Annotated in this window: 19 protein-coding genes; 12 read left to right on the forward strand and 7 right to left on the reverse strand. The window is 73.1% G+C overall.

Annotation, left to right across the window (positions count from 1 at the left end):
- Window positions 1–2 precede the first annotated feature (2 nt).
- Window positions 3–419, reverse strand: coding sequence for a hypothetical protein (locus AB0P06_RS07145; protein ID WP_363605692.1), 417 nt, complete (start codon window positions 417–419; stop codon window positions 3–5).
- 210 nt (window positions 420–629) lie between these two features.
- Between AB0P06_RS07145 and AB0P06_RS07150 the strand changes: the two genes are divergently transcribed.
- Complete coding sequence (locus AB0P06_RS07150) at window positions 630–1,499, forward strand: MurR/RpiR family transcriptional regulator (protein WP_363605694.1); 870 nt, start codon at window positions 630–632, stop codon at window positions 1,497–1,499.
- Window positions 1,500–1,568: 69 nt separating this feature from the next.
- Window positions 1,569–1,901, forward strand: a complete 333-nt coding sequence (locus AB0P06_RS07155) for a hypothetical protein (RefSeq protein ID WP_363605696.1) — start codon at window positions 1,569–1,571, stop codon at window positions 1,899–1,901.
- 40 nt (window positions 1,902–1,941) lie between these two features.
- Here AB0P06_RS07155 and AB0P06_RS07160 read toward each other — a convergent pair whose 3' ends face one another.
- Together AB0P06_RS07160 and AB0P06_RS07165 are read right to left on the reverse strand one after the other, a co-directional pair.
- Complete coding sequence (locus AB0P06_RS07160; RefSeq protein ID WP_363605697.1) at window positions 1,942–2,541, reverse strand: hypothetical protein; 600 nt, start codon at window positions 2,539–2,541, stop codon at window positions 1,942–1,944.
- A gap of 275 nt (window positions 2,542–2,816) precedes the next feature.
- Window positions 2,817–3,218: a hypothetical protein gene (locus AB0P06_RS07165; RefSeq protein ID WP_363605698.1), complete on the reverse strand. Its 402-nt coding sequence runs from the start codon at window positions 3,216–3,218 to the stop codon at window positions 2,817–2,819.
- A gap of 181 nt (window positions 3,219–3,399) precedes the next feature.
- Here AB0P06_RS07165 and hutU point away from each other — a divergent pair, with 181 nt between their 5' ends.
- The 4 genes from hutU (at window position 3,400) to hutI (ending at window position 8,951) form a co-directional block, all read left to right on the forward strand.
- Entirely contained in the window at window positions 3,400–5,088 is a 1,689-nt protein-coding gene (hutU, locus tag AB0P06_RS07170; RefSeq protein ID WP_363605700.1) for a urocanate hydratase, read from the forward strand.
- A gap of 26 nt (window positions 5,089–5,114) precedes the next feature.
- Entirely contained in the window at window positions 5,115–6,311 is a 1,197-nt protein-coding gene (locus tag AB0P06_RS07175; RefSeq protein ID WP_363605803.1) for an allantoate amidohydrolase, read from the forward strand.
- Window positions 6,302–7,651 (forward strand): formimidoylglutamate deiminase, encoded by a 1,350-nt coding sequence (locus AB0P06_RS07180; RefSeq protein ID WP_363605702.1) that lies wholly within the window; start codon window positions 6,302–6,304, stop codon window positions 7,649–7,651. The genes AB0P06_RS07175 and AB0P06_RS07180 overlap by 10 nt, the downstream gene beginning before the upstream one ends.
- 130 nt (window positions 7,652–7,781) lie before the next feature.
- Window positions 7,782–8,951 (forward strand): imidazolonepropionase, encoded by a 1,170-nt coding sequence (gene hutI / locus AB0P06_RS07185; protein WP_363605804.1) that lies wholly within the window; start codon window positions 7,782–7,784, stop codon window positions 8,949–8,951.
- A 32-nt stretch (window positions 8,952–8,983) separates the two neighbouring features.
- Here the strand turns inward: hutI and AB0P06_RS07190 are convergent, their stop codons facing one another.
- Window positions 8,984–11,068, reverse strand: coding sequence for a prolyl oligopeptidase family serine peptidase (locus tag AB0P06_RS07190; protein WP_363605703.1), 2,085 nt, complete (start codon window positions 11,066–11,068; stop codon window positions 8,984–8,986).
- A gap of 141 nt (window positions 11,069–11,209) precedes the next feature.
- Complete coding sequence (locus AB0P06_RS07195) at window positions 11,210–12,718, reverse strand: oligopeptide:H+ symporter (RefSeq protein ID WP_363605705.1); 1,509 nt, start codon at window positions 12,716–12,718, stop codon at window positions 11,210–11,212.
- 335 nt (window positions 12,719–13,053) lie between these two features.
- Between AB0P06_RS07195 and AB0P06_RS07200 the strand changes: the two genes are divergently transcribed.
- Window positions 13,054–13,728, forward strand: coding sequence for a response regulator transcription factor (locus AB0P06_RS07200; RefSeq protein WP_030290974.1), 675 nt, complete (start codon window positions 13,054–13,056; stop codon window positions 13,726–13,728).
- A 63-nt stretch (window positions 13,729–13,791) separates the two neighbouring features.
- Window positions 13,792–15,039, forward strand: coding sequence for an ATP-binding protein (locus tag AB0P06_RS07205; RefSeq protein WP_363605707.1), 1,248 nt, complete (start codon window positions 13,792–13,794; stop codon window positions 15,037–15,039).
- A gap of 44 nt (window positions 15,040–15,083) precedes the next feature.
- On the opposite strand, the gene AB0P06_RS07210 is transcribed toward AB0P06_RS07205, so the two are convergent.
- Window positions 15,084–15,689, reverse strand: a complete 606-nt coding sequence (locus AB0P06_RS07210; protein ID WP_363605709.1) for a GtrA family protein — start codon at window positions 15,687–15,689, stop codon at window positions 15,084–15,086.
- A gap of 240 nt (window positions 15,690–15,929) precedes the next feature.
- Here AB0P06_RS07210 and AB0P06_RS07215 point away from each other — a divergent pair, with 240 nt between their 5' ends.
- The 4 genes from AB0P06_RS07215 to AB0P06_RS07230 are packed head-to-tail and all read left to right on the forward strand — an operon-like array spanning window position 15,930 to window position 19,733.
- Window positions 15,930–17,087 carry a 5-(carboxyamino)imidazole ribonucleotide synthase gene (locus tag AB0P06_RS07215; RefSeq protein ID WP_363605711.1) on the forward strand — a complete coding sequence of 386 codons (1,158 nt, stop codon included), beginning with the start codon at window positions 15,930–15,932 and terminating at the stop codon, window positions 17,085–17,087.
- Window positions 17,084–17,608 carry a 5-(carboxyamino)imidazole ribonucleotide mutase gene (gene purE, locus AB0P06_RS07220; protein WP_363605713.1) on the forward strand — a complete coding sequence of 175 codons (525 nt, stop codon included), beginning with the start codon at window positions 17,084–17,086 and terminating at the stop codon, window positions 17,606–17,608. Before AB0P06_RS07215 ends, purE begins: the two co-directional genes overlap by 4 nt.
- A gap of 23 nt (window positions 17,609–17,631) precedes the next feature.
- Complete coding sequence (locus AB0P06_RS07225; protein WP_363605715.1) at window positions 17,632–18,840, forward strand: dipeptidase; 1,209 nt, start codon at window positions 17,632–17,634, stop codon at window positions 18,838–18,840.
- 47 nt (window positions 18,841–18,887) lie between these two features.
- Window positions 18,888–19,733, forward strand: a complete 846-nt coding sequence (locus AB0P06_RS07230) for a MerR family transcriptional regulator (protein ID WP_363605717.1) — start codon at window positions 18,888–18,890, stop codon at window positions 19,731–19,733.
- A gap of 22 nt (window positions 19,734–19,755) precedes the next feature.
- Here the strand turns inward: AB0P06_RS07230 and AB0P06_RS07235 are convergent, their stop codons facing one another.
- The gene (locus tag AB0P06_RS07235) at window positions 19,756–20,169 is read right to left on the reverse strand and encodes a CoA-binding protein (RefSeq protein ID WP_363605719.1); all 414 of its coding nucleotides are present in this window, start codon (window positions 20,167–20,169) and stop codon (window positions 19,756–19,758) included.
- Window positions 20,170–20,200 lie beyond the last annotated feature (31 nt).

Genomic DNA, 20,200 nt, shown 5'->3' on the forward strand with positions numbered 1-20,200 from the left:
CCTCAGTCCCAGTCGTCCCGCGACCGCTTGGCCCTGGCCTCCTCGCGGCGGTCGCCCATGGCGGCGGCCACGTTGACGCCGACGATGCCCGCCCAGCAGACGATCAGGCCCATGACGCCGTTCCCCGGGCCGCCGGTCGCGATGGCGGTGAGCGGGATGCCCAGCACCAGGGAGGCCAGCGGCAGCTTCGAGTTCGAGCGGCCGGACGGGCGGCGGCGCGGGCGCTCCGCGATCCCGGACTCGTCGAGCCGCTCGGCCAGCCGGCGCTCCAGCCGGGTGTCGAGGCGGGCGTCCAGCCGGGACTCCAGCCGGGACAGGAACGAGTCGACCAGCTCCGCTTCGTACTCCTTGCCGAGTTCCTTGCGCGCCTGCAGGGTGGCGTCGAGGTCGCGCCTCAGTTCGTCCTGGCGAGTGTCCATGGCCACCAGCGTGCGCCCGCGCGGCCGGGCCGGTCCACCGGTTCGCCAGGTAATCCGGGCGGGTTCAGGGAGAAATCAGGGTTACCCCGAGGGTTCGTCCGCCCGCCGGGGCGTCTCACCGGCCGTCCCGGCGTACGAGACGTCTTTGCCAGTGGCGGCGCACTGCTGCACAGTCGTCGTCCGAACAGCTCGCATCCGGAGGTACCGCTGATGACCGCCACCGACGACACCGGCACGGTCGGCCCCTCCGCGCGGCTGCTCCAGCTGTTCGAGGGTCACCGGCTGACCCCCACCCAGCGGCGGATCGCCCACTCGCTGGTCCGGCACGCCACCGAGGCGCCGTTCCTCTCCAGCGTCGAGGTCGCCGAACTGGCCGGCGTCAGCCAGCCGTCCGTCACCCGCTTCGCGGTGGCGCTCGGCTACGACGGCTACCCGGCGCTGCGCAAGCAGCTGCGTGAACTCGGTGCCGGCGAGCCGGCCGCGCCGGAGAGCCCGGACGACGCGGTGCGCAACGAGCACCAGCAGGCCGTCCTGGCCGAGATCGAGCACCTGCGCCACCTCGCCGAACTCCTCGCCGACCCCGAGCCGGTCACCCGGGCCGCCCGGCTGCTCGCCGCCTCCCGGCCGCTGCCGGTGCTCGGCCTGCGGGCCGCCTCCGCCCAGGCGCGCGGCTTCGCCTACTTCGCGGCCAAGGTGCACCCGGACGTCCGGCTGCTCGACGAGGGCGGCAGCATGCTCGCCGACCGCATCGAACAGGCCGCCGCCGGCGGGGCGAGCGCGCTGCTCTGCTTCGCCCTGCCGCGCTACCCGCGCGAGCTGATGGACGCTCTGGCGGTGGCCCGGGAGTGCGGGCTGACCGTCCTGACCGTCGCCGACAGCGCCTTCGCGCCGGTCGCCAAGCTCTCCGACCTGATGCTGCCGGCCGCCGTCGGCACCGGCCTGGTCTTCGACACCGCCTGCGCGCCGATGATGCTCGGCCGGGTGCTGCTCCAGCGCATGTGCGACGAACTCCCCGGTGCCGAGGCCCGGTTGGAGGCCATCGAGCAGTCGGCGACGGCTCGTGGGCTCTTTCTGGAGTAGCCCCCGGGGCGCGGCGGGAATCCTGTCAACAGGCCCGTACCCAGGGCCGATCGGCAGGGGGAACCTGTGATGCGCGTGATCCACGAGATGAAGTTCGTCGGCCGGCTCGCCTCGGGCGCCGACGAGTGGTCCTGCCCGACCTGCGGACGGCGCGTCACCCTGCGCCGGCTGCCCGACCCCGAACTGACCGTCCTCGACCTGGGGGACGAGAGCGCCGTCCACGTCGGCGTCATCGAACCCGACGCCCGCGCCGCCGAGGCCGCCGAGAGGTACGGCCTCGGTCCCGTCCAGGAGATCCCCCGGCCGCCCCGCCCGCCGGCCACCGCCACCACCCCCGACGCCGCCGACCGCCGCTGGCTCGCCGAGATCGGCATCGACTGGGACGGCGACGAGGCGGCCTGAGACCTGCCCGGAGGCGGGCGTGCGGGCGATCGCGTTTCGGTCAGAACCGCGGTGGACGCAGGCCCGGGCACGTGTCCTGGCGCTGCTTCAAGACGGCCGGGACCCTGTCCAGCCGCAAGGCCTGGGCAGCCGGCTCGGCATCGAGGCACGCGAGCAGATGGTGGAGCGTCGCGTGGCCGGCTTCGAGGTGGCGGTGGTGGATCGGTTCGTGGTGGCTGGTCCGGTTGCGCAACCGCATCATGGTGACGAACCTCCGGTGCAGGTCGTCACGGCGCCCGATGTCGCTCGGGAAGGCCCGGTGGAGCGCGGGAACCCAGAACGTCCGGGCATGCCGTCCGGAGAGCAGCTTCACCCAGAACCCGAACGAGAGCTCCGCGACAACGTCGTCGGCCGTCACCTGCCTGTGGCGGATCCGGCGCTCGCACTTGCGCCGTGCCTCCGAGACCAGCCGGTCGCCGTCGGTGTCCAGCGGAGCGGCGGACCACCAGTCGGGCCGTCCGTGCTCCCGCCGCAGGGCGGCGTGCAGGGCGTTGCGGAGCGTGACCTCCAGGCAGTGCAGCGCCGTAGAAGGCTGCGGAGACCTCGATGTTCCACCGGTGCAGCCGGGCGGCGTCCTCCCCTGCACCGGTGGCCGGCGCATGGGGCTCCAGCCGTTGCTCCGAAAGGCTTCGAAGCATCCAGGTCGGCCGTTCGCCGGTGTTCACAAGGCCCCCCGATGGACGGCGGGACCCTTCAGGTCCCGGAGGACGGTGCTGCCGTCGAGCGGGTAAGCCCCGGGTCGCCTCTGCGTGCATGCCGCCCGGGGCACTGCTGTTTTCCGCCCCGGGCCGCGCCGGGCGATCCTGCGGATCAAGCATCATCGCGACGGGTGCTCGTGCGGGACACCTCCGGCGCGTGGCCTGCGGCTGTGCTGCGTCAGCGCCGGATGCTCTGCAGTGGACGCTTGCTGCCGTCGCTGAGGGCGAAGAAGGACCAGCCGTTCCTCGAACCCGAGACGTCCGGGTTGTAGTGCTGGACGATTGCCCGGGCGGCCGAGCTGGGCGTCTTGTGCGAGGTGCCGTCCAGTGGGCCTGAAGTGATGTCCACGCGGCTGGTTTCGGGGTCGAACAGGGCCTTGGTGAGGAATCCCTCGTACGTCGCGTGGACGGCCACGCGCTTGTCGCCGGGCGGTACCGGCGCGTTCTGCCGCGCCGCCGGGGCGGCCAGGCTGGCGTCGGCCACCAGTCGGGCGACCACCTGGCCGGGCGTGACGCCGGCCATCCGGGCGGCGAACTCCAGGGCTCGGGCGGTCTGGATGTCGATCTCGACCTGCGGCATGGCGTGTCTCCCCTCTCTGTGCGGCGATGCTGCGTACCCTATCACGGTGGTGCGCGGAGTGATCTGGAGTGCTCTGAATTCTCCCGATGCCCTCGGTCTCAACCCTGGCCAGAGGCTGAGTGATTGGATATATTCAGCCAGGTAGAAACTGAATGAATTCATCCGCAGGGAGGCCGGGAGCATGGTGCAGCAGCAGACGGGCGGGCCGCGTGAGGTGCGCGCGGCGCGGGGTACGACGCTGACGGCGCAGGGGTGGCAGCAGGAGGCCGCCCTGCGGATGCTGATGAACAACCTCGACCCGGAGGTGGCCGAGCACCCGTCGAAGCTGGTGGTGTACGGCGGCACCGGCAAGGCGGCGCGGGACTGGCGGTCGTTCGACGCCATGGTGCGCACGCTGGAGGGGCTGAAGCGGGACGAGACCATGCTGGTCCAGTCCGGCCGCCCGGTCGGTGTGATGCAGACCCACGAGTGGGCGCCCCGGGTGCTGATCGCCAACTCCAACCTGGTCGGGGACTGGGCGAACTGGGAGGAGTTCCGGCGGCTGGAGTCCCTCGGGCTCACCATGTACGGGCAGATGACCGCCGGGTCGTGGATCTACATCGGCACCCAGGGCATCCTCCAGGGCACCTACGAGACCTTCGCCGCCGTCGCCAACAAGCGCTACGGGGGCACCCTGGCGGGCACCATCACCCTCACCGCCGGGCTCGGCGGCATGGGCGGCGCCCAGCCGCTGGCCGTCACCATGAACGGCGGCGTGGCGATCTGCGTCGACTGCGACCCGTCCCGGATCGCCCGCCGGATCGAGCACCGCTACCTGGACGTCGAGGCCAAGGACCTCTCGCACGCGCTGGAACTGGCCACCGCCGCCCGCGACAAGCGGCAGCCGCTCTCCATCGGCGTGCTGGGCAACGCCGCCGAGCTGTTCCCGCAGCTGCTCGCGATGGACGCGCCGATCGACATCGTCACCGACCAGACCAGCGCCCACGACCCGCTGAGCTACCTGCCGCTGGGCGTGGCCTTCGACGACATGGCGACCTACGCGGCCGAGAAGCCCGCCGAGTTCACCCAGCGCTCGCGCGAGTCGATGGCCCGGCACGTGGAGGCGATGGTCGGCTTCCTGGACCGCGGCGCCGAGGTGTTCGACTACGGCAACTCGATCCGCGGCGAGGCCCGGCTGGCCGGCTACGACCGGGCGTTCGCCTTCCCCGGCTTCGTCCCGGCGTACATCCGGCCGCTGTTCTGCGAGGGCAGGGGCCCGTTCCGCTGGGCGGCGCTCTCCGGCGACCCGCAGGACATCCACAAGACCGACAAGGCCGTCCTCGACCTCTTCCCGGAGAACGAGTCGCTGCACCGCTGGATCAGGATGGCCCAGGAGAAGGTGCACTTCCAGGGCCTGCCCGCGCGGATCTGCTGGCTCGGCTACGGCGAGCGCGACAAGGCCGGCGAGCGGTTCAACGACATGGTGGCGTCCGGCGAACTGTCCGCGCCGATCGTGATCGGCCGCGACCACCTGGACTGCGGCTCGGTCGCCTCCCCGTACCGGGAGACCGAGGCGATGCTGGACGGCTCCGACGCGATCGCCGACTGGCCGCTGCTCAACGCCATGGTCAACGTCGCCTCCGGCGCGTCCTGGGTCTCCATCCACCACGGCGGCGGCGTCGGCATCGGCCGCTCGATCCACGCCGGCCAGGTCACCGTCGCCGACGGCACGCCGCTGGCCGGCGAGAAGATCCGCCGGGTGCTCACCAACGACCCGGGCATGGGCGTGATCCGGCACGTGGACGCCGGGTACGACCGGGCCGCCGAGGTCGCCGACGAGCGCGGGGTGCGCGTCCCCATGCGCGAGCACGGCCCGACGGGTGCGCTGTGACCGTCAAGCCCCCGAGCTTCGAGGAGATGTGGGCGGAGCTGCTCCCGGTGGGCCGCTCCGCCGTCTCCGGCGGCTACCGCCGCTTCGCCTGGAGCTCCGCCGACGCCGAGTGCCGGGACTGGTTCGAGGGGCAGGCCCGCGCCCGCGGCCTCACCTACGAGCTGGACCGCAACGGCAACCAGTGGGCCTGGCTGGGTGATCCGCAGGGCCCGGGCGCGGTCGTCACCGGCTCGCACCTGGACTCCGTCCCCGACGGCGGCGCCTACGACGGCCCGCTCGGGGTGGTCTCCTCCTTCGCCGCACTCGACGAACTCCGTGCCCGGGGCACCGAGTTGGCCCGGCCGCTGGCGATCGTCAACTTCGGCGACGAGGAGGGCGCCCGGTTCGGCGTGGCCTGCATCGGCTCCCGGCTCACCGCCGGTGTGCTGTCGCCCGAGGCCGCGTTCGAGCTGCGCGACGCCGACGGCGTCCGGCTGCCCGACGCGATGGAACGGGCCGGCCACGACCCGGCCGCGATCGGCGCGGACGGCGACCGGCTGGCCAGGATCGGCGCCTTCGTCGAGCTGCACGTCGAGCAGGGTCGCCACCTCGCCGAGGACCGGCCGGTCGGGGTGGCCAGCGCGATCTGGCCGCACGGCCGCTGGCGCTTCGACTTCCACGGCGAGGCCAACCACGCCGGCACCACCCGGATCGAGGACCGCCGCGACCCGATGCTGACCTACGCCAACACCGTGCTCACCGCCCGGAAGAAGGCCCGGCTGGCGGGCGCGCTGGCCACCTTCGGCAAGGTCGCCGTCGAGCCCAACGGCACCAACGCGATCGCCTCGCTGGTGCGCGGCTGGCTGGACTCCCGCGCCGCCGACGAGCCGACCCTCACCGCTCTGGTGGCGGAGATCGAGCGGGCCGCCGCCGAGCGGGGCGACCGCGACGGCGTCCGGGTCGAGCTGACCCGCGAGTCGTACACGCCGGTGGTGGACTTCGACGGGCCGCTGCGCGACCGGCTCGCGCGGGTCATCGGCGGGGACGGCGCCGCCGCCCCCGTCCTGCCGACCGGCGCGGGACACGACGCCGGAATCCTGGCATCGGCCGTTCCGACCGCCATGCTGTTCGTACGAAACCCGAGCGGTGTCTCGCACTCCCCGGCCGAACACGCCGAGGAGGCGGACTGCCTGGCCGGGGTCGCCGCCCTGGCCGACGTCCTGGAGGACCTGGCGTGTCAGTAACCTACTGGGCCCCGTACGCCTGGCTGCCGCACGTCAACGGGCCGGTGGTCGAACCCGACGTGCTGATCGCCACCGGGCCCGGCGGCCGGATCACCGGGGTGACGCCGGAGAGCGGGCCCTGCCCGCCCGGCGCCGTCCGGCTCGACGGGCTGCTGCTGCCGGGCCAGGCCAACGCCCACTCGCACGCCTTCCACCGGGCGCTGCGCGGCAACGTCCAGGTCGGCTCCGGCACCTTCTGGACGTGGCGGGACACCATGTACCGGTTCGCCGGGGCGCTCGACCCGGACCACTACCTGGCGCTCGCCACGGCCGCCTACGCGGAGATGGCGCTGGCCGGGATCACCGCGGTGGGGGAGTTCCACTACCTGCACCACGCGCCCGGCGGCGCCCGCTACGACGATCCCAACGCGATGGGCGAGGCACTGATCGAGGCCGCCGCCCGGGCCGGCATCCGGATCACCCTGCTGGACACCTGCTACCTGTCGTCGGGCTTCGGCGCCGAACCGACCAAGCCCCAGCGCCGGTTCAGCGACGGTGACGCCGACGCCTGGGCCGAGCGGGCGGACGCCCTCAAGCCGCGCGAGCACGCCCGGATCGGCGCCGCCATCCACTCCGTCCGGGCGGTGCCCGCCGAGCAGTTGGGCACGGTCGCGCGCTGGGCGTCGATGCGGCGGGCCCCGCTGCACGTCCACCTCTCCGAGCAGACCGCGGAGAACGACGCCTGTCTCACCGCGCACGGCGTCACCCCGACCCGGCTGCTCGCGGACCACGGGGTGCTCGGCCCGCGCACCTCGGCCGTGCACGCCACCCATCTGACCGACGAGGACATCAAGCTCCTCACCGACTCCTCCACCACCATCTGCATGTGCCCCACCACCGAGCGGGACCTCGCGGACGGTGTCGGGCCGGCCCGCCAACTGGCCGCGGCCGGCTGCCCGGTCACCCTCGGCAGCGACAGCCACGCGGTGGTCGACCCGTTCGAGGAGGCCCGCGCGCTGGAGCTGAACGAGCGGCTGCGCACCCGCACCCGGGGCCACTGGACGGCCAACGCGCTGCTGCGGGCCGGTACCGAGGACGGGCACGCCTCGCTCGGCTGGCCGGAGGCCGGGCGGATCGAGGCCGGCGCGCTCGCCGACTTCACCGTGATCGGGCTGGACTCGGTGCGCACCGCAGGGCCGCCGCCCCGGCTCGGCGCCGAGATCGCGGTCTTCGCCGCCTCGGCCGCCGATGTGCGGCACCTGGTGGTCGGCGGCCGACACGTGGTCAGGGACGGTGTGCACCAGCTGGTGCCGGACGTCCCGGGTGCTCTGCGCACCTCGATCGCCGCGCTGAGCTGCTGACCCCCTGAACCTCCCGGGGGCGGGCGGGGGCCCGCCCCCGGGACCGTGACCCCCTCCGAGAGGTTCCGCCTTGAGCACCCCGAGCACCCCTCCCGCTTCGAGCACCCCGGCCGCTTCGATCACCCCGGGCATCCCGAGCACCCTGATCACCGGCATCGGCAGCCTGGTCACCAACGATCCCGGCTACGGGACCGGGCCGCTCGGCCTGCTCACCGACGCGGCCGTGGTGGTGGACGGCGGGACGATCGCCTGGGTCGGGCCCGCCGCCGGGGCGCCCGCCGCCGACGAGCGGTACGACGCGGCCGGGCGGGCCCTGCTGCCCGGCTTCGTCGACTCGCACGCCCACCTGGTGTTCGCGGGCGACCGCACCGCCGAGTTCAACGCCCGGATGTCCGGCCAGGCCTACAGCGCGGGCGGCATCCGCACCACGGTGGCCGCCACCCGCGCCGCGACCGACGCCGAACTGGACGCCAACCTGGCCCGGTTCGTCCGCGAGGCGCTGCGCCAGGGCACCACCACCATCGAGTGCAAGTCCGGCTACGGCCTGACCGTCGTGGACGAGGCCAGGGCACTGCGGATCGCCGCCTCCTACACCGCCGAGACCACCTACCTCGGCGCCCATGTGGTGGCCCCCGAGTACGCCGACGACCCGGCCGGGTACGTCGACCTGGTCACCGGCGACATGCTGGACGCCTGCGCGCCGTACGCCCGCTGGGTGGACGTGTTCTGCGAGAACGGCGCCTTCGACGGCGACCAGGCCAGGGCGGTCCTGACCGCCGGCATCCAGCGCGGCCTCACCCCCCGGGTGCACGCCAACCAGCTCTCCTACGGCCCTGGCGTGCGGCTCGCCGTGGAGCTGGGCGCGGCCTCCGCCGACCACTGCACCCACCTCACCGACGAGGACGTGGCCGCGCTGGCCGGCTCGGCGACGGTGGCCACCCTGCTGCCCGGCGCGGAGTTCTCCACCCGCGCCGCCTACCCGGACGCGCGCCGTCTGCTCGACGCGGGCGCCGTCGTCGCGCTCTCCACCGACTGCAACCCGGGCTCCAGCTTCACCAGCTCGATGGCGTTCTGCGTCGCGGTCGCCGTCCGCGAGATGGGCATGACCCCCGACGAGGCCGTGTACGCGGCCACCGCCGGGGGCGCCCACGCGCTGCGCCGCACCGATGTCGGCACGGTCACCGTGGGCGCCCGGGCGGACCTCCAGCTGCTGGACGCGCCCTCGCACGTCCACCTCGCCTACCGCCCGGGTGTCCCGCTGACCGCCGCCGTCTGGCGCGCCGGGGTCCGGGAGGTCTGAGCCGGGGGAGGTCCGGGCCGGGCGGACCGGGCTCAGCGCCGGAGGCTGCGCCGGAGGAAGTCCAGCTGGTGCAGCAGCAGGTTCTCCGCCACCGTCTCGTCGGTCGGCAGATGGGTCGTCCCGCTCAGCGGGAGCAGCTCGTGCGGGCGGCCGGCCGCGAGCAGGGCGGAGGAGAGCCGCAGCGTGTGGACGGGCAGCACGTTGTCGTCGGCGAGGCCGTGCACCAGCAGCAGCGGGCGCTCCAGGCGCGGCGCGTCGCCGATCAGCGAGGAGGCTTCGTAGCGCTCGGGGTGCTCGTCGGGGTGGCCGAGGAAGCGCTCCTTCCAGTGGGTGTCGTACAGCCGCTGGTCGGTGGGGGCGGCGCCGGCGACGGCGGCGTGGAAGACGTCCGGGCGGCGCAGCACGGCGAGCGCGGCCAGGAAGCCGCCGAAGGACCAGCCCCGGATCGCGACCCGGTCCAGGTCGAGCAGGCCGGGGCGGCTGCGGGCGGCCTCGTGCACCGCCTCCACCTGATCGTCCAGGGCGGGTCCTGCGATGTCGGCGAAGACGGTCTTGTCCCAGCGCGGGCCCCGGCCCGGGGTGCCGCGCCCGTCCGCGACCAGCACCGCGAAGCCCTGCTCGGCGAACCACTGGGAGATCAGGTCGGACCAGCCGCCGGCCCGGACGGCCTTCTGCCCGGCGGGCCCGCCGTACGGGTCGAGCAGGACCGGCAGCGGGCCGTCCTGCGGCCGGTGGCCGGTCGGCAGGAAGAGCGTGGCGCGCAGTTCGCGGGGGCCGAGGCGGAGCAGCTCGGGCCGGGGGGTGAGGACGGGCGGCTGGGCGTGCGAGCGCAGCTCGGCGGTGGGGCGCCCGGCGCGGTGGACGGTGCTGCGCGGGCCCGGGGTGTCGGGCGTGCGGGCGGTGTGCACGAGCGTGCCGGCCCGCCGGGTGCCGGTGTGTGAGCCGGGCACGCTGCTCAGCTGCCGGGCGCCCGTGGCGGGGTCGTACGTCCAGAGGTGGGTTTCGGTGGGTTCGGCGGAGGCGGTGAAGAGCACCTGCTCGCCCTCGGTGCCGAGCACCGTGCGCAGCTGGAGGCCGGGCGGGGTGACGGGCTCGCCGTCGAGGGTCAGATGACGGGTGTCGCCGAGGTCGGCGGAGTCGACCAGGGCACCGGAGCCGGTCCGGACCGGCAGCCCGGGGACGAGCTCGACCCAGTGCTCGTCGTGGCGCTCGGCGAGCGTCCGGGTGGCGCCGTCGGCCGGGTCGACGGCCAGGGTGCGGACGGTGCGCTGGTCGCGGCTCTGCACGGCGGCGTACGGGCCGTGGCCGTCCCAGCCCGCGGCGGTCAGGTACTCGAAGGCCGTCCGGTCCCAGCGGACCTCGGTGCGGGTGCCGTCCAGGCCGAGCAGCCAGAGGCCGACATCGGCGTTGGCGGTGCCGGCCAGCGGGTAGCGCAGGACGCGCGGCGGGCGCGCCGGGTGGGCGGGGTCGGCCAGGTGGAGGCGGCACACCGGGCTGTTGTCGACCCGGGCGACCAGCAGCCGGGTGCCGTCCGGCGACCACCAGTGTGCCCGGGTGCGGTACATCGACTCGGCGGCGACATGGTCGGCGACGCCGTAGGTGACCTCGGGGCCCTCCGGTTCGGCGAGCGCGCGGTCGCCGGTGCCGTCGGCGCCGACCACCCGCAGGGCGCCGCCGCCGACGTAGGCGACCAGCCGCCCGGCCGGGTCGGGGCGCGGGTCGTACACCTCGGTGGCGGTGGGTATCCGCCGCACCGTGCCGTCGGCGGTGTCGGCGAGCCAGAGCGCGCCGCCGAGGGCGAAGGCGGCGAGCCGGGCGGTGGCGTCGGTGGCGTAGTCGGTGATGCCGCTCGACGAGACCCGGGCCCGTTCGCGGCGGATCAGCTCGGCCTCCGGCACGTCCTGCCCGGCGTCGCCGAGTGCGGCCGGGTCGGCGATCAGCCGCTCCTCGCCGCTGTCGGTGTCCAGCGCCCAGAGCCGGGTGAGCGGGTCGTCGCCGGCCCGGCTGCGCAGGAAGAGGACCGTCCGGCCGTCGGCGGAGACCGTGGGGTGGGTGGGTGCGCCGAGGGAGAAGCGCCTGGTGCGGGCGAGTTGGCGGGGGAGGGTGTCGGTCGGCATGCCTGACACCATGGCACGCCCGGGCGCGGCCTGTCCCCGGTATTCGGACGGGGCCGGTGCGCGGGTCCGGGGACCGCGCACCGGCCCCGGGGGCGGGTGTTCGTGGGGCCCGAGCGGGCTGTCAGTGGCCGGCCGGGGCCGTCAGTGGATGTCGCCCATCAGCCGGACGACCTTCTTGCGGTACATCGCCAGCGCCACACCGGCGAGCACCGCCAGCAGGCCCTGGCTGGCGAAGTACCAGGTGGATCCCGTCCCCTTGCCGACCATCAGCTGCATGATCGCGGCCACGCAGTCACCGGCGGTGACGCCCAGGAACCAGATGCCCATCATCTGGCTGCCGTACTTGGGCGGCGCCAGCTTGGTGGTGACGGAGAGGCCGACCGGGGAGAGGGTCAGCTCGCCGACGGTCTGGATCAGGTAGACCGAGGCCAGCCAGAGCGGGGTGACCTTGGCACCGCCGGAGGCGGCCGCCATCGCCAGCATCATCACCAGGAAGGAGGTGCCGATCAGCAGCAGGCCGATGGCGAACTTCATGGTGGTGCTGGGGTTCTTGCCGCGCCGGGCCAGCCAGACCCAGAGCCAGGCGAAGACCGGGGCCAGCGCCATGATGTAGAGCGGGTTGAACGACTGGAACCAGCTCGACGGGAAGCCGGTGCCGAACAGCGTCGAGGAGGTCGACTCCCTGGCGAAGATGTTGAGCGTCGAGCCGGACTGGTCGTAGATCATCCAGAACACGGCGGCGGCCACGAAGAACCAGATGTAGCCGCTCATCTTGGACTGCTCGTCCGGGGTCAGGTCCTTGTCCCGCTTGATCCGGGCGAAGTAGAAGGCCGGGATCCCGATGCCGGCGACGGACAGCGGCCAGATCACCCAGCCGACGCTGAAGTTGCCGGTCAGCGCGACGACGCCGAAGAAGACGCCGGTCAGGGCCAGCCAGAACATGCCCTTGCGGAGCACGGAGGACTTCTCGGCGGCGGAGATCGGCGAGGCCACCGTGCTGCTGCGCGGGCTCAGGTGCCGGCTGCCGAGCAGGTACTGGATCAGTCCGAGGGCCATGCCGGCGCCGGCCAGGGCGAAGCCGAGGTGCCAGTCGACCTTCTGGCCGACGGTGCCGATCACCAGCGGCGCGAAGAAGGCACCGGCGTTGATGCCCATGTAGAAGATCGTGAAGCCGCCGTCGCGACGGGGGTCGGTCGGCCCGTCGTAGAGGTGGCCGACCATGGTGGAGATGTTGGCCTTGAGCAGGCCGGAGCCGACGGCGATCAGGCCGAGGCCGGCGAAGAACGAGGCGGTGGCGGGCACCGCGAGCAGGAAGTGGCCGACCATGATGATCGACCCGCCGACGGCCACCGTCTTGCGGGCGCCCCAGAAGCGGTCGGCGATCCAGCCGCCCGGCAGGGCGAGCAGGTAGACCATGGCGTTGTAGACGCTGTAGATCGCGGCGCCGACGGCCGCCTCGTAGCCGAGCCCGCCGTCGCCGTGCTCGGCGACCAGGTAGAGCACCAGCAGGGCACGCATGCCGTAGAAGCTGAAGCGCTCCCACATCTCGGTCATGAAGAGGGTGGCGAGGCCGCGGGGGTGTCCCAGGAAGGTCTTGCCGCCGGGGGAGGACGGCCGCTGTACGCCGGCCTCCAGAGTCGATGACGCCATGGGTCGTGGTTCCTTGCTCTTGTGCGGCCCGTCCGCCAATGGGTGGGAGGCTGGACGGGGACCTAACCACTGTACGTGGCGATATTTGGCGCCATCAGATGACAAAAGCCATGAATAAGGTATGGCGATGGTAAAGCTTGCGACAGATTCCCTTGAGCTATCCATGGTTTGACCGCACAGATTCCTTTGGATTCAAGCCTGGAGGGTGGATTCTTCGACGAAGAAGCGGTTCTGCGGGCGGGCGTGTCGGATGATCTCCTTCCGTTTGATGATCACTGTCTGTGAACTACTTCACAGCGCCGTCGCGGATACCCCGGCGGACTACCATCACCCTTATGACCTGTGTGCTGCTCGCCGAGGACGATCCGGCGATCTCCGAACCGCTCGCCCGGGCCCTGCGACGTGAGGGCTATGAGGTGCTCGTCCGCGAGGACGGTCCGACCGCACTGGCCGCCGGACTCACCGAGGAGGTCGACCTCGTCGTCCTCGACCTCGGCCTGCCCGAGATGGACGGCCTGGAGGTCTGCCGCCGCCTGCGCGCCGACGGCAAGAGCTGCCCCGTCCTGGTGCTCACCGCCCGCGCCGACGAGGTGGACACCGTGGTCGGCCTGGACGCCGGCGCCGACGACTACGTCACCAAGCCCTTCCGCCTGGCCGAACTGCTCGCCCGCGTCCGGGCCCTGCTCCGGCGCGGCAACGTCGACCAGCTCACCACCGGCGCGCACGGGGTGAAGATCGACATCGAGTCGCACCGCGCCTGGCTCGGCGAGGAGGAGCTCACCCTCTCCGCCAAGGAGTTCGAGCTCCTGCGGGTGCTGGTCCGGGACGCCGGCCGGGTGGTCACCCGCGAGGAGATCATGCGGCAGGTCTGGGACACCACCTGGTGGACCTCCACCAAGACCCTGGACATGCACATCTCCTGGCTGCGCAAGAAGCTCGGCGACGACGCGGCGAACCCCCGCTACATCGCCACCGTGCGCGGCGTGGGCTTCCGGTTCGAGAAGAATTAGCCCCGTACGGGCACAGCGGCCGGGGCGACGGCCGACGGAGCGGAACACCACGGGAGCGGCAGCGTGAAACGCCGGATGATCAACTCGCTGCTGGGCGTGGTCCTGGTGGTGGTCGTGGTGTTCTGCGTTCCGCTCGCCCTGGTCGAGAAGCGCACCATCGTCAACTCGGCCCAGGACCGGGTGGACGCGGCCGCCGTCCGGGTGCTCGCCCTGGTGGAGAACCGGCTCGCCGCGGGCGAGCCGGTCACCGGCGACAAGTTCGCCAACCAGGTCACCGACGGCAGTTACGTCGAGGTGGACATCCCCGGCCAGCCCCCCGTCTCCAGCGGTGTGCGGCCGGCCGGGACCCACCTGCTGAAGGCCGTCGAGAAGGGCAACAGCGGCGAGACCGTCATCGTCGAGCAGTCCCGCGAGGCCGTCGACCACGAGATCGCCAACATGCTGCTGCTGCTCGGCGTGGTCGCCCTGCTCGCCGTCCAGGCCGCCGTGGCCCTCGCCGTCTGGCAGGCCAAGCGGCTCGCCCGCCCGCTCACCGACCTCGCCGAGACCGCCGAACGCCTCGGCTCCGGCGACCCCCGGCCGCGCGACCGCCGCTACGGGGTGCCCGAACTCGACCGGGTCGCCGAGGTGCTGGACGTCAGCGCCGAGCGGATCGCCCGCATGCTCACCGCCGAGCGCCGGCTCGCCGCCGACGCCTCCCACCAGCTGCGCACCCCGCTCACCGCGCTCTCCATGCGGCTGGAGGAGATCACCGCGCTCGCCGAGGATCCGGAGACCGTCAAGGAGGAGGCCACCATCGCCCTCCAGCAGGTCGAGCGGCTCACCGACGTCGTCCAGCGGCTGCTCACCACCCAGCGCGACCCGCGCAGCCCCACCGCCGTCGCCTTCGACCTGGACGAGGTGGTCAAGCAGCAGGTGGAGGAGTGGGGGCCGTCGCTGCGCGGCACCGGCCGGGTGCTCCAGGTGGAGGGGCTGCGCGGGGTCACCGCCGTGGGCACCCCGGGGACGGTCGCCCAGGTGCTGGCCACGCTGATCGAGAACTCGCTGATGCACGGCGCCGGGACGATCACCCTGCGGGTGCGGACCTCCGGGACGTCGGTGGTGGTCGAGGTCCAGGACCAGGGCGCCGGGGTGCCGCCGGAGCTGGGCAACCGGGTCTTCGAGCGGGCGGTCAGCGGCCGCAACTCGACCGGGATCGGGCTGGCCGTCGCCCGGGACCTCGCGGAGGCGGACGGCGGGCGGCTGGAACTGCTCTCGCTGCGGCCGCCGGTGTTCGCGATCTTCCTCGGCCGCAGCCAGCGCGAGGACTGAACGCGGCGGCCGAACGAGACGAGGTGGGTGCCGGGCCTGCTCGGCTACTCGGCCTTGGCGTACCGGATCTGCTCGGCGGCCAGCATCAGTTCGGCCTGCGCGACGACCTCGGTGGCCCGGCCCTTGCCCTTGCCCGTGCCCGCGCTCTGGCTCGTGCCCGCGCCCTGGCCCAGGACCTGGTCCGCCGGGGCCTCGGCGGCCGGCTCGGGGAGCGCCTTGAAGACCCAGGTCCGGTAGGAGACGAAGCGGAACACGGTGGCGACCGCGAGCCCGGCCACCTTGGCGGCCAGCTGCTCGAAGTGCGAGTCCAGGCCGAGCACGTACACCGAGAACCCGAGCACACCGGTCTCGATCAGCATCCCGATGCCGCTGTAGAGCAGGAACAGCGTGATCTCCCGCTTGCGGGAGGCGGCGTCGCGGTCGCGGTACAGCCAGTAGCGGTAGCCGAGGTAGTTGGTGGCGATGGCGATCAGCGTGGCCGCGATGTTGGACCGCAGCGAGGCCAGGTGCAGGCCGTTGATGCAGACCCAGAAGACGGCGAAGTTGACCACCACTCCGCTCAGGCCGACGATGCCGAACTTCACCACTTCGCCCGACAGGCCGCGCAGTCTCTGCGCCAGCGAGGGGTTCGACGCTGCGGTCGTCGCCATACCGGGCTGCCTCCATGTGCCTGCGGACGAAGGGGGTCCGGCGCGGCTGCGCGGCTGCCCCTGAGCCCTGCGTGCACGCACATGATCAGACCACGCGTACCAGGACCTAGCGCTCCAGGCTACCCGCTTCCACCGATCGGCTCAGCCCCCAGGGCCCGGGTATCGTCCGGGCTCCCGGGGCGGCGGTCCGCCCGGGACAGCGGTTCCACAGGCTCCCACCGGCCCGGATATCCTGGCGGGGTGACTTCCCCGGGCAATGCGAATTTTCCAGTGGTGGGCATGATCGGCGGTGGGCAGCTGGCCCGCATGGCACACCAGGCGGGCATCCCGCTCGGGGTCAGGTTCAAACTCCTCGCCGACACGCCCCAGGACTCCGCCGCGCAGGTGGTCTCCGAGGTCGTCCTCGGCGACTACCGCGACCTCGACACCCTGCGCCGCTTCGCGGCCGGCTGTGACGTGGTCACCTTCGACCACGAGCACGTGCCGACCGAGCACCTGCGCGCCCTGCAGGCCGACGGCGTGGCCGTCCGGCCCGGCCCGCACGCGCTGGTCAACGCCCAGGACAAGGGCGTGATGCGGGCCACGCTCGACTCCATCGGCGTGCCCTGCCCGCGCCACCGCCTGGTCGCCGACCCGGCCGATGTGACCGCGTTCGCGAACGAGGGCACGGGCTACCCCGTCGTCCTGAAGACCGTGCGCGGCGGCTACGACGGCAAGGGCGTCTGGGTCGTCGACGACGAGCGGCAGGCGCAGGCGCCGTTCCTGGCGGGCGTCCCGGTGCTGGCCGAGGAGAAGGTGGACTTCGTCCGCGAGCTGGCCGCCAACGTGGTCCGCTCGCCCAGCGGCCAGGCCGTCGCCTACCCGGTGGTGGAGAGCGTCCAGGAGAACGGCGTCTGCGCCGAGGTCACCGCCCCGGCGCCGGACCTCGACCCGGCGCTCTCCGACGAGGCGCAGCAGCTGGCCCTGCGGATCGCGGGCGAGCTGGACATCACCGGCCACCTCGCGGTCGAGCTGTTCCAGACCGGGGACGGCCGCATCCTGGTCAACGAGCTGGCCATGCGGCCGCACAACTCCGGCCACTGGACCCAGGACGGCGCGGTCACCTCGCAGTTCGAGAACCACCTGCGGGCCGTGCTCGACCTGCCGCTCGGCGACCCGCGCCCGCGCGCCCGGTGGACCGTCATGGTCAACGTCCTCGGCGGCGACTACCCGGACATGTACCACGCCTTCCTGCACTGCATGGCCCGCGACCCCGGTCTGCGGATCCACATGTACGGGAAGGACGTGAAGCCCGGCCGCAAGGTCGGCCACGTCAACGTCTTCGGGGACGACCTCGACGACGTCCGCGAGCGCGCCCGCCACGCGGCCGCCTACCTGCGAGGAACGATCACCGAATGACCAACCCTGTTGTCGGCATCGTCATGGGCTCGGACTCCGACTGGCCCGTCATGGAGGCCGCGGCCAAGGCCCTGGACGAGTTCGAGATCCCGTACGAGGTGGACGTCGTCTCCGCGCACCGGATGCCGCACGAGATGATCGCGTACGGGGAGAACGCCCACAAGCGCGGGCTGAAGGCGATCATCGCGGGCGCCGGCGGCGCGGCCCATCTGCCGGGCATGCTCGCCTCCGTGACCCCGCTGCCGGTGATCGGCGTCCCGGTGCCGCTGCGCTACCTGGACGGGATGGACAGCCTGCTGTCGATCGTCCAGATGCCGGCCGGTGTGCCGGTGGCCACCGTCTCGGTGGCGGGTGCGCGCAACGCGGGGCTGCTGGCGGTGCGGATGCTGGCCGCGTTCGACCCGGAGCTGGCCGAGCGGATGACCGACTTCCAGGCCGAACTGAACAGCCAGGCCACCGAGAAGGGCAAGAAGCTTCGGGCCAAGGTGGCCGGGTCCTCGTCCTTCGGCTTTGGAAAGTAGTCAAATCGGATAGAACAGCTCGTATGACATCTGAGCTGTTGGACTCCGCCGTCCTGCTGGACCGGGCCCGGTCCGTCCTCCGCACCACCCCCGTGGTGGACGGCCACAACGACCTCCCCTGGGCGATGCGCGAGCAGGCCGGCTACGACCTCGACGCGCTCGACCTGGCCGCCGACCAGAGCGCCCGGCTGCACACCGACCTCGCCCGCCTCGCCGCGGGCGGGGTCGGCGCGCAGTTCTGGTCCGTGTACGTGAGCGCCGGCCTGGCCGGCGACCACGCGGTGAGTGCCACCCTGGAGCAGATGGACTTCGTCCGGGCCCTGGTCGGGCGCTACCCCGACCGGCTCCGGCTCGCCCTCACCGCCGACGACATGGAGGCCGCCCGCGCCGAGGGCCGGATCGCCTCCCTGATGGGCGCCGAGGGCGGCCACTCCATCGACTGCTCGCTCGCCACCCTGCGGGCCCTGCACGCGCTCGGCGTCCGGTACATGACGCTCACCCACAACGACAACCTGCCGTGGGCCGACTCCGCCACCGACAAGCCGGTGGCCGGCGGCCTGACCCGGTTCGGCGAGGAGGTCGTCCGGGAGATGAACCGGCTCGGCATGCTGGTCGACCTCTCGCACGTCTCCGCCGACACCATGCGGGACGCGCTGCGGGTCACCGAGGCGCCGGTGATCTTCTCGCACTCCTCCGCGCGCGCCGTCTGCGACCACCCGCGCAACATCCCCGACGACGTGCTCGCCCAGCTGCCCGCCAACGGCGGCGTGGCGATGGCCACGTTCGTCCCCAAGTTCATCCTGCCCGCCGCCATAGCGTGGACCGTCGCCGCCGACGAGAACATGCGCGCCCACGGCTTCGACCACCTGGACACCACCCCGGCCGGGATGGCCTGCCAGCGCGCCTTCGAGGAGACCAGCCCGCGCCCGGTCGCCACCCCGGCGACCGTCGCCGACCACCTCGACCACATGCGCGAGGTCGCGGGCATCGACCACATCGGCATCGGCGGGGACTTCGACGGCACCGCCTTCCTCCCCGAGGGCCTGGACGACGTGGCCGGCTACCCCAACCTGATCGCCGAACTCCTGCGCCGCAAGTGGTCGGAGGGCGATCTCGCCAAGCTCACCTGGCACAACGCCGTGCGCGTGCTCCGCGACGCCGAGGCCGTCGCGGCCGGGCTGCGGGAGACCCGGCGGCCGTCCATCGCCACCATCGCCCAGCTGGACGGCTAGGCCCTTTTCCCCAGCGGCTTGACCCTGCCCCTGGGGCAGACGGGAGCGTGACCGGCGTGGAGGACACCCCGGAACCCCTGCTCGGCATCGGCGAGTTCGCCCGCCGGTCACGGCTCTCGCTCAAGGCCCTGCGGCTCTACGACCGCCTCGGACTGCTGCCGCCCGCCCGGGTCGACGCCGGGACCGGCTACCGGTTCTACCGGAACGACCAGGTCGCCCGGGCCCGGCTGATCGTGCTGCTGCGACGGCTCGACATGCCGCTGGCCGAGGTCGCCGGAGTGCTGGCGGCCGGGGACGGCCCGGCCGGTGCCGACCGGCTGGCCGACTACTGGGCGTCCGTCGAGCGCCGGATCGCCGTGCAGCGGGAGCTGGCGGTGTACCTCCGCATCCGTCTGTCAGGAGGAGAGGGGAGCCGGGGCATGCACCGGATCGAACAGCGCGAGGTACCCGAGCAGACCGTACTGAGCGAGCAACGGCACATCAGGGTGGGTGAGTTGCCCGAGTGGATCCCGGCCGCGTCGGGCCGGCTGCAGACCGTCGCCGACGCGCACGGGGGCGTCCACGCCGCGCCCTTCGTGGTCCTCCACGGCGAGGTGAGCGAGGACAGTGACGGCCCGGTGGAGGTCTGCGTCCCGATCGACCCCTCGCTCGCCGCGCTCGCCGGGCGGTCCGCCGCCGTCCGGGTCGAGCCGGCCCACCGCGAGCTGTACGCCCGGCTCACCCGGGCCCAGATCGAGTACCCGCAGATCCTCGGCGCCTACGACGCGGTCTACCAGGCCGTGGCGGAGCGGGGCCTGGAGGCCGCGGGCCCGGCCCGCGAGGTCTACTTCGGCCATGTCGCCACCGCACCGCCGGCCGAGCCGGTCTGCGACGTGGCGGTGCCGGTGCGGTAGGCGCGTTCCGTGGGAGGGGGGCTCAGCCCAGCCGCGGGATCTCGATGGCCGGGCACTTGTCCATGACCATCGCCAGGCCCGCCGCCGTCGTCCGCTCGTAGGCGGCCTCGTCGACCACGCCGAGCTGGAACCAGACGGCCCCGGCCCCGACGGCGGCCGCCTGGTCGGCGACCTCGCCGGCCAGGGCGGAGTTCACGAACACGTCCACCACGTCCACCGGGAACGGGATTTCGGCGAGCGAGGGGTAGCCGGGCTCGCCGAGGACCGTCTCGGCCTTGGGGTGGACGGGCACGATGCGCTTGCCGTAGCGCTGGAGCACCTGGGCGACGCCGTACGCCGCGCGGGCGGTGTTGCTGGAGAGGCCCACCACCGCCCAGGTGTCGCCCTTGGCGGTGAGGATGTCGCGGACCGTCGCTTCGTCGCCGTAGCTCGTCATGCCGCTGCCAACGACGGGTCCGGGCGGGGGA

It is taken from the genome of Kitasatospora sp. NPDC088351, from assembly GCF_040685575.1.
Lineage (GTDB): Bacteria > Actinomycetota > Actinomycetes > Streptomycetales > Streptomycetaceae > Kitasatospora.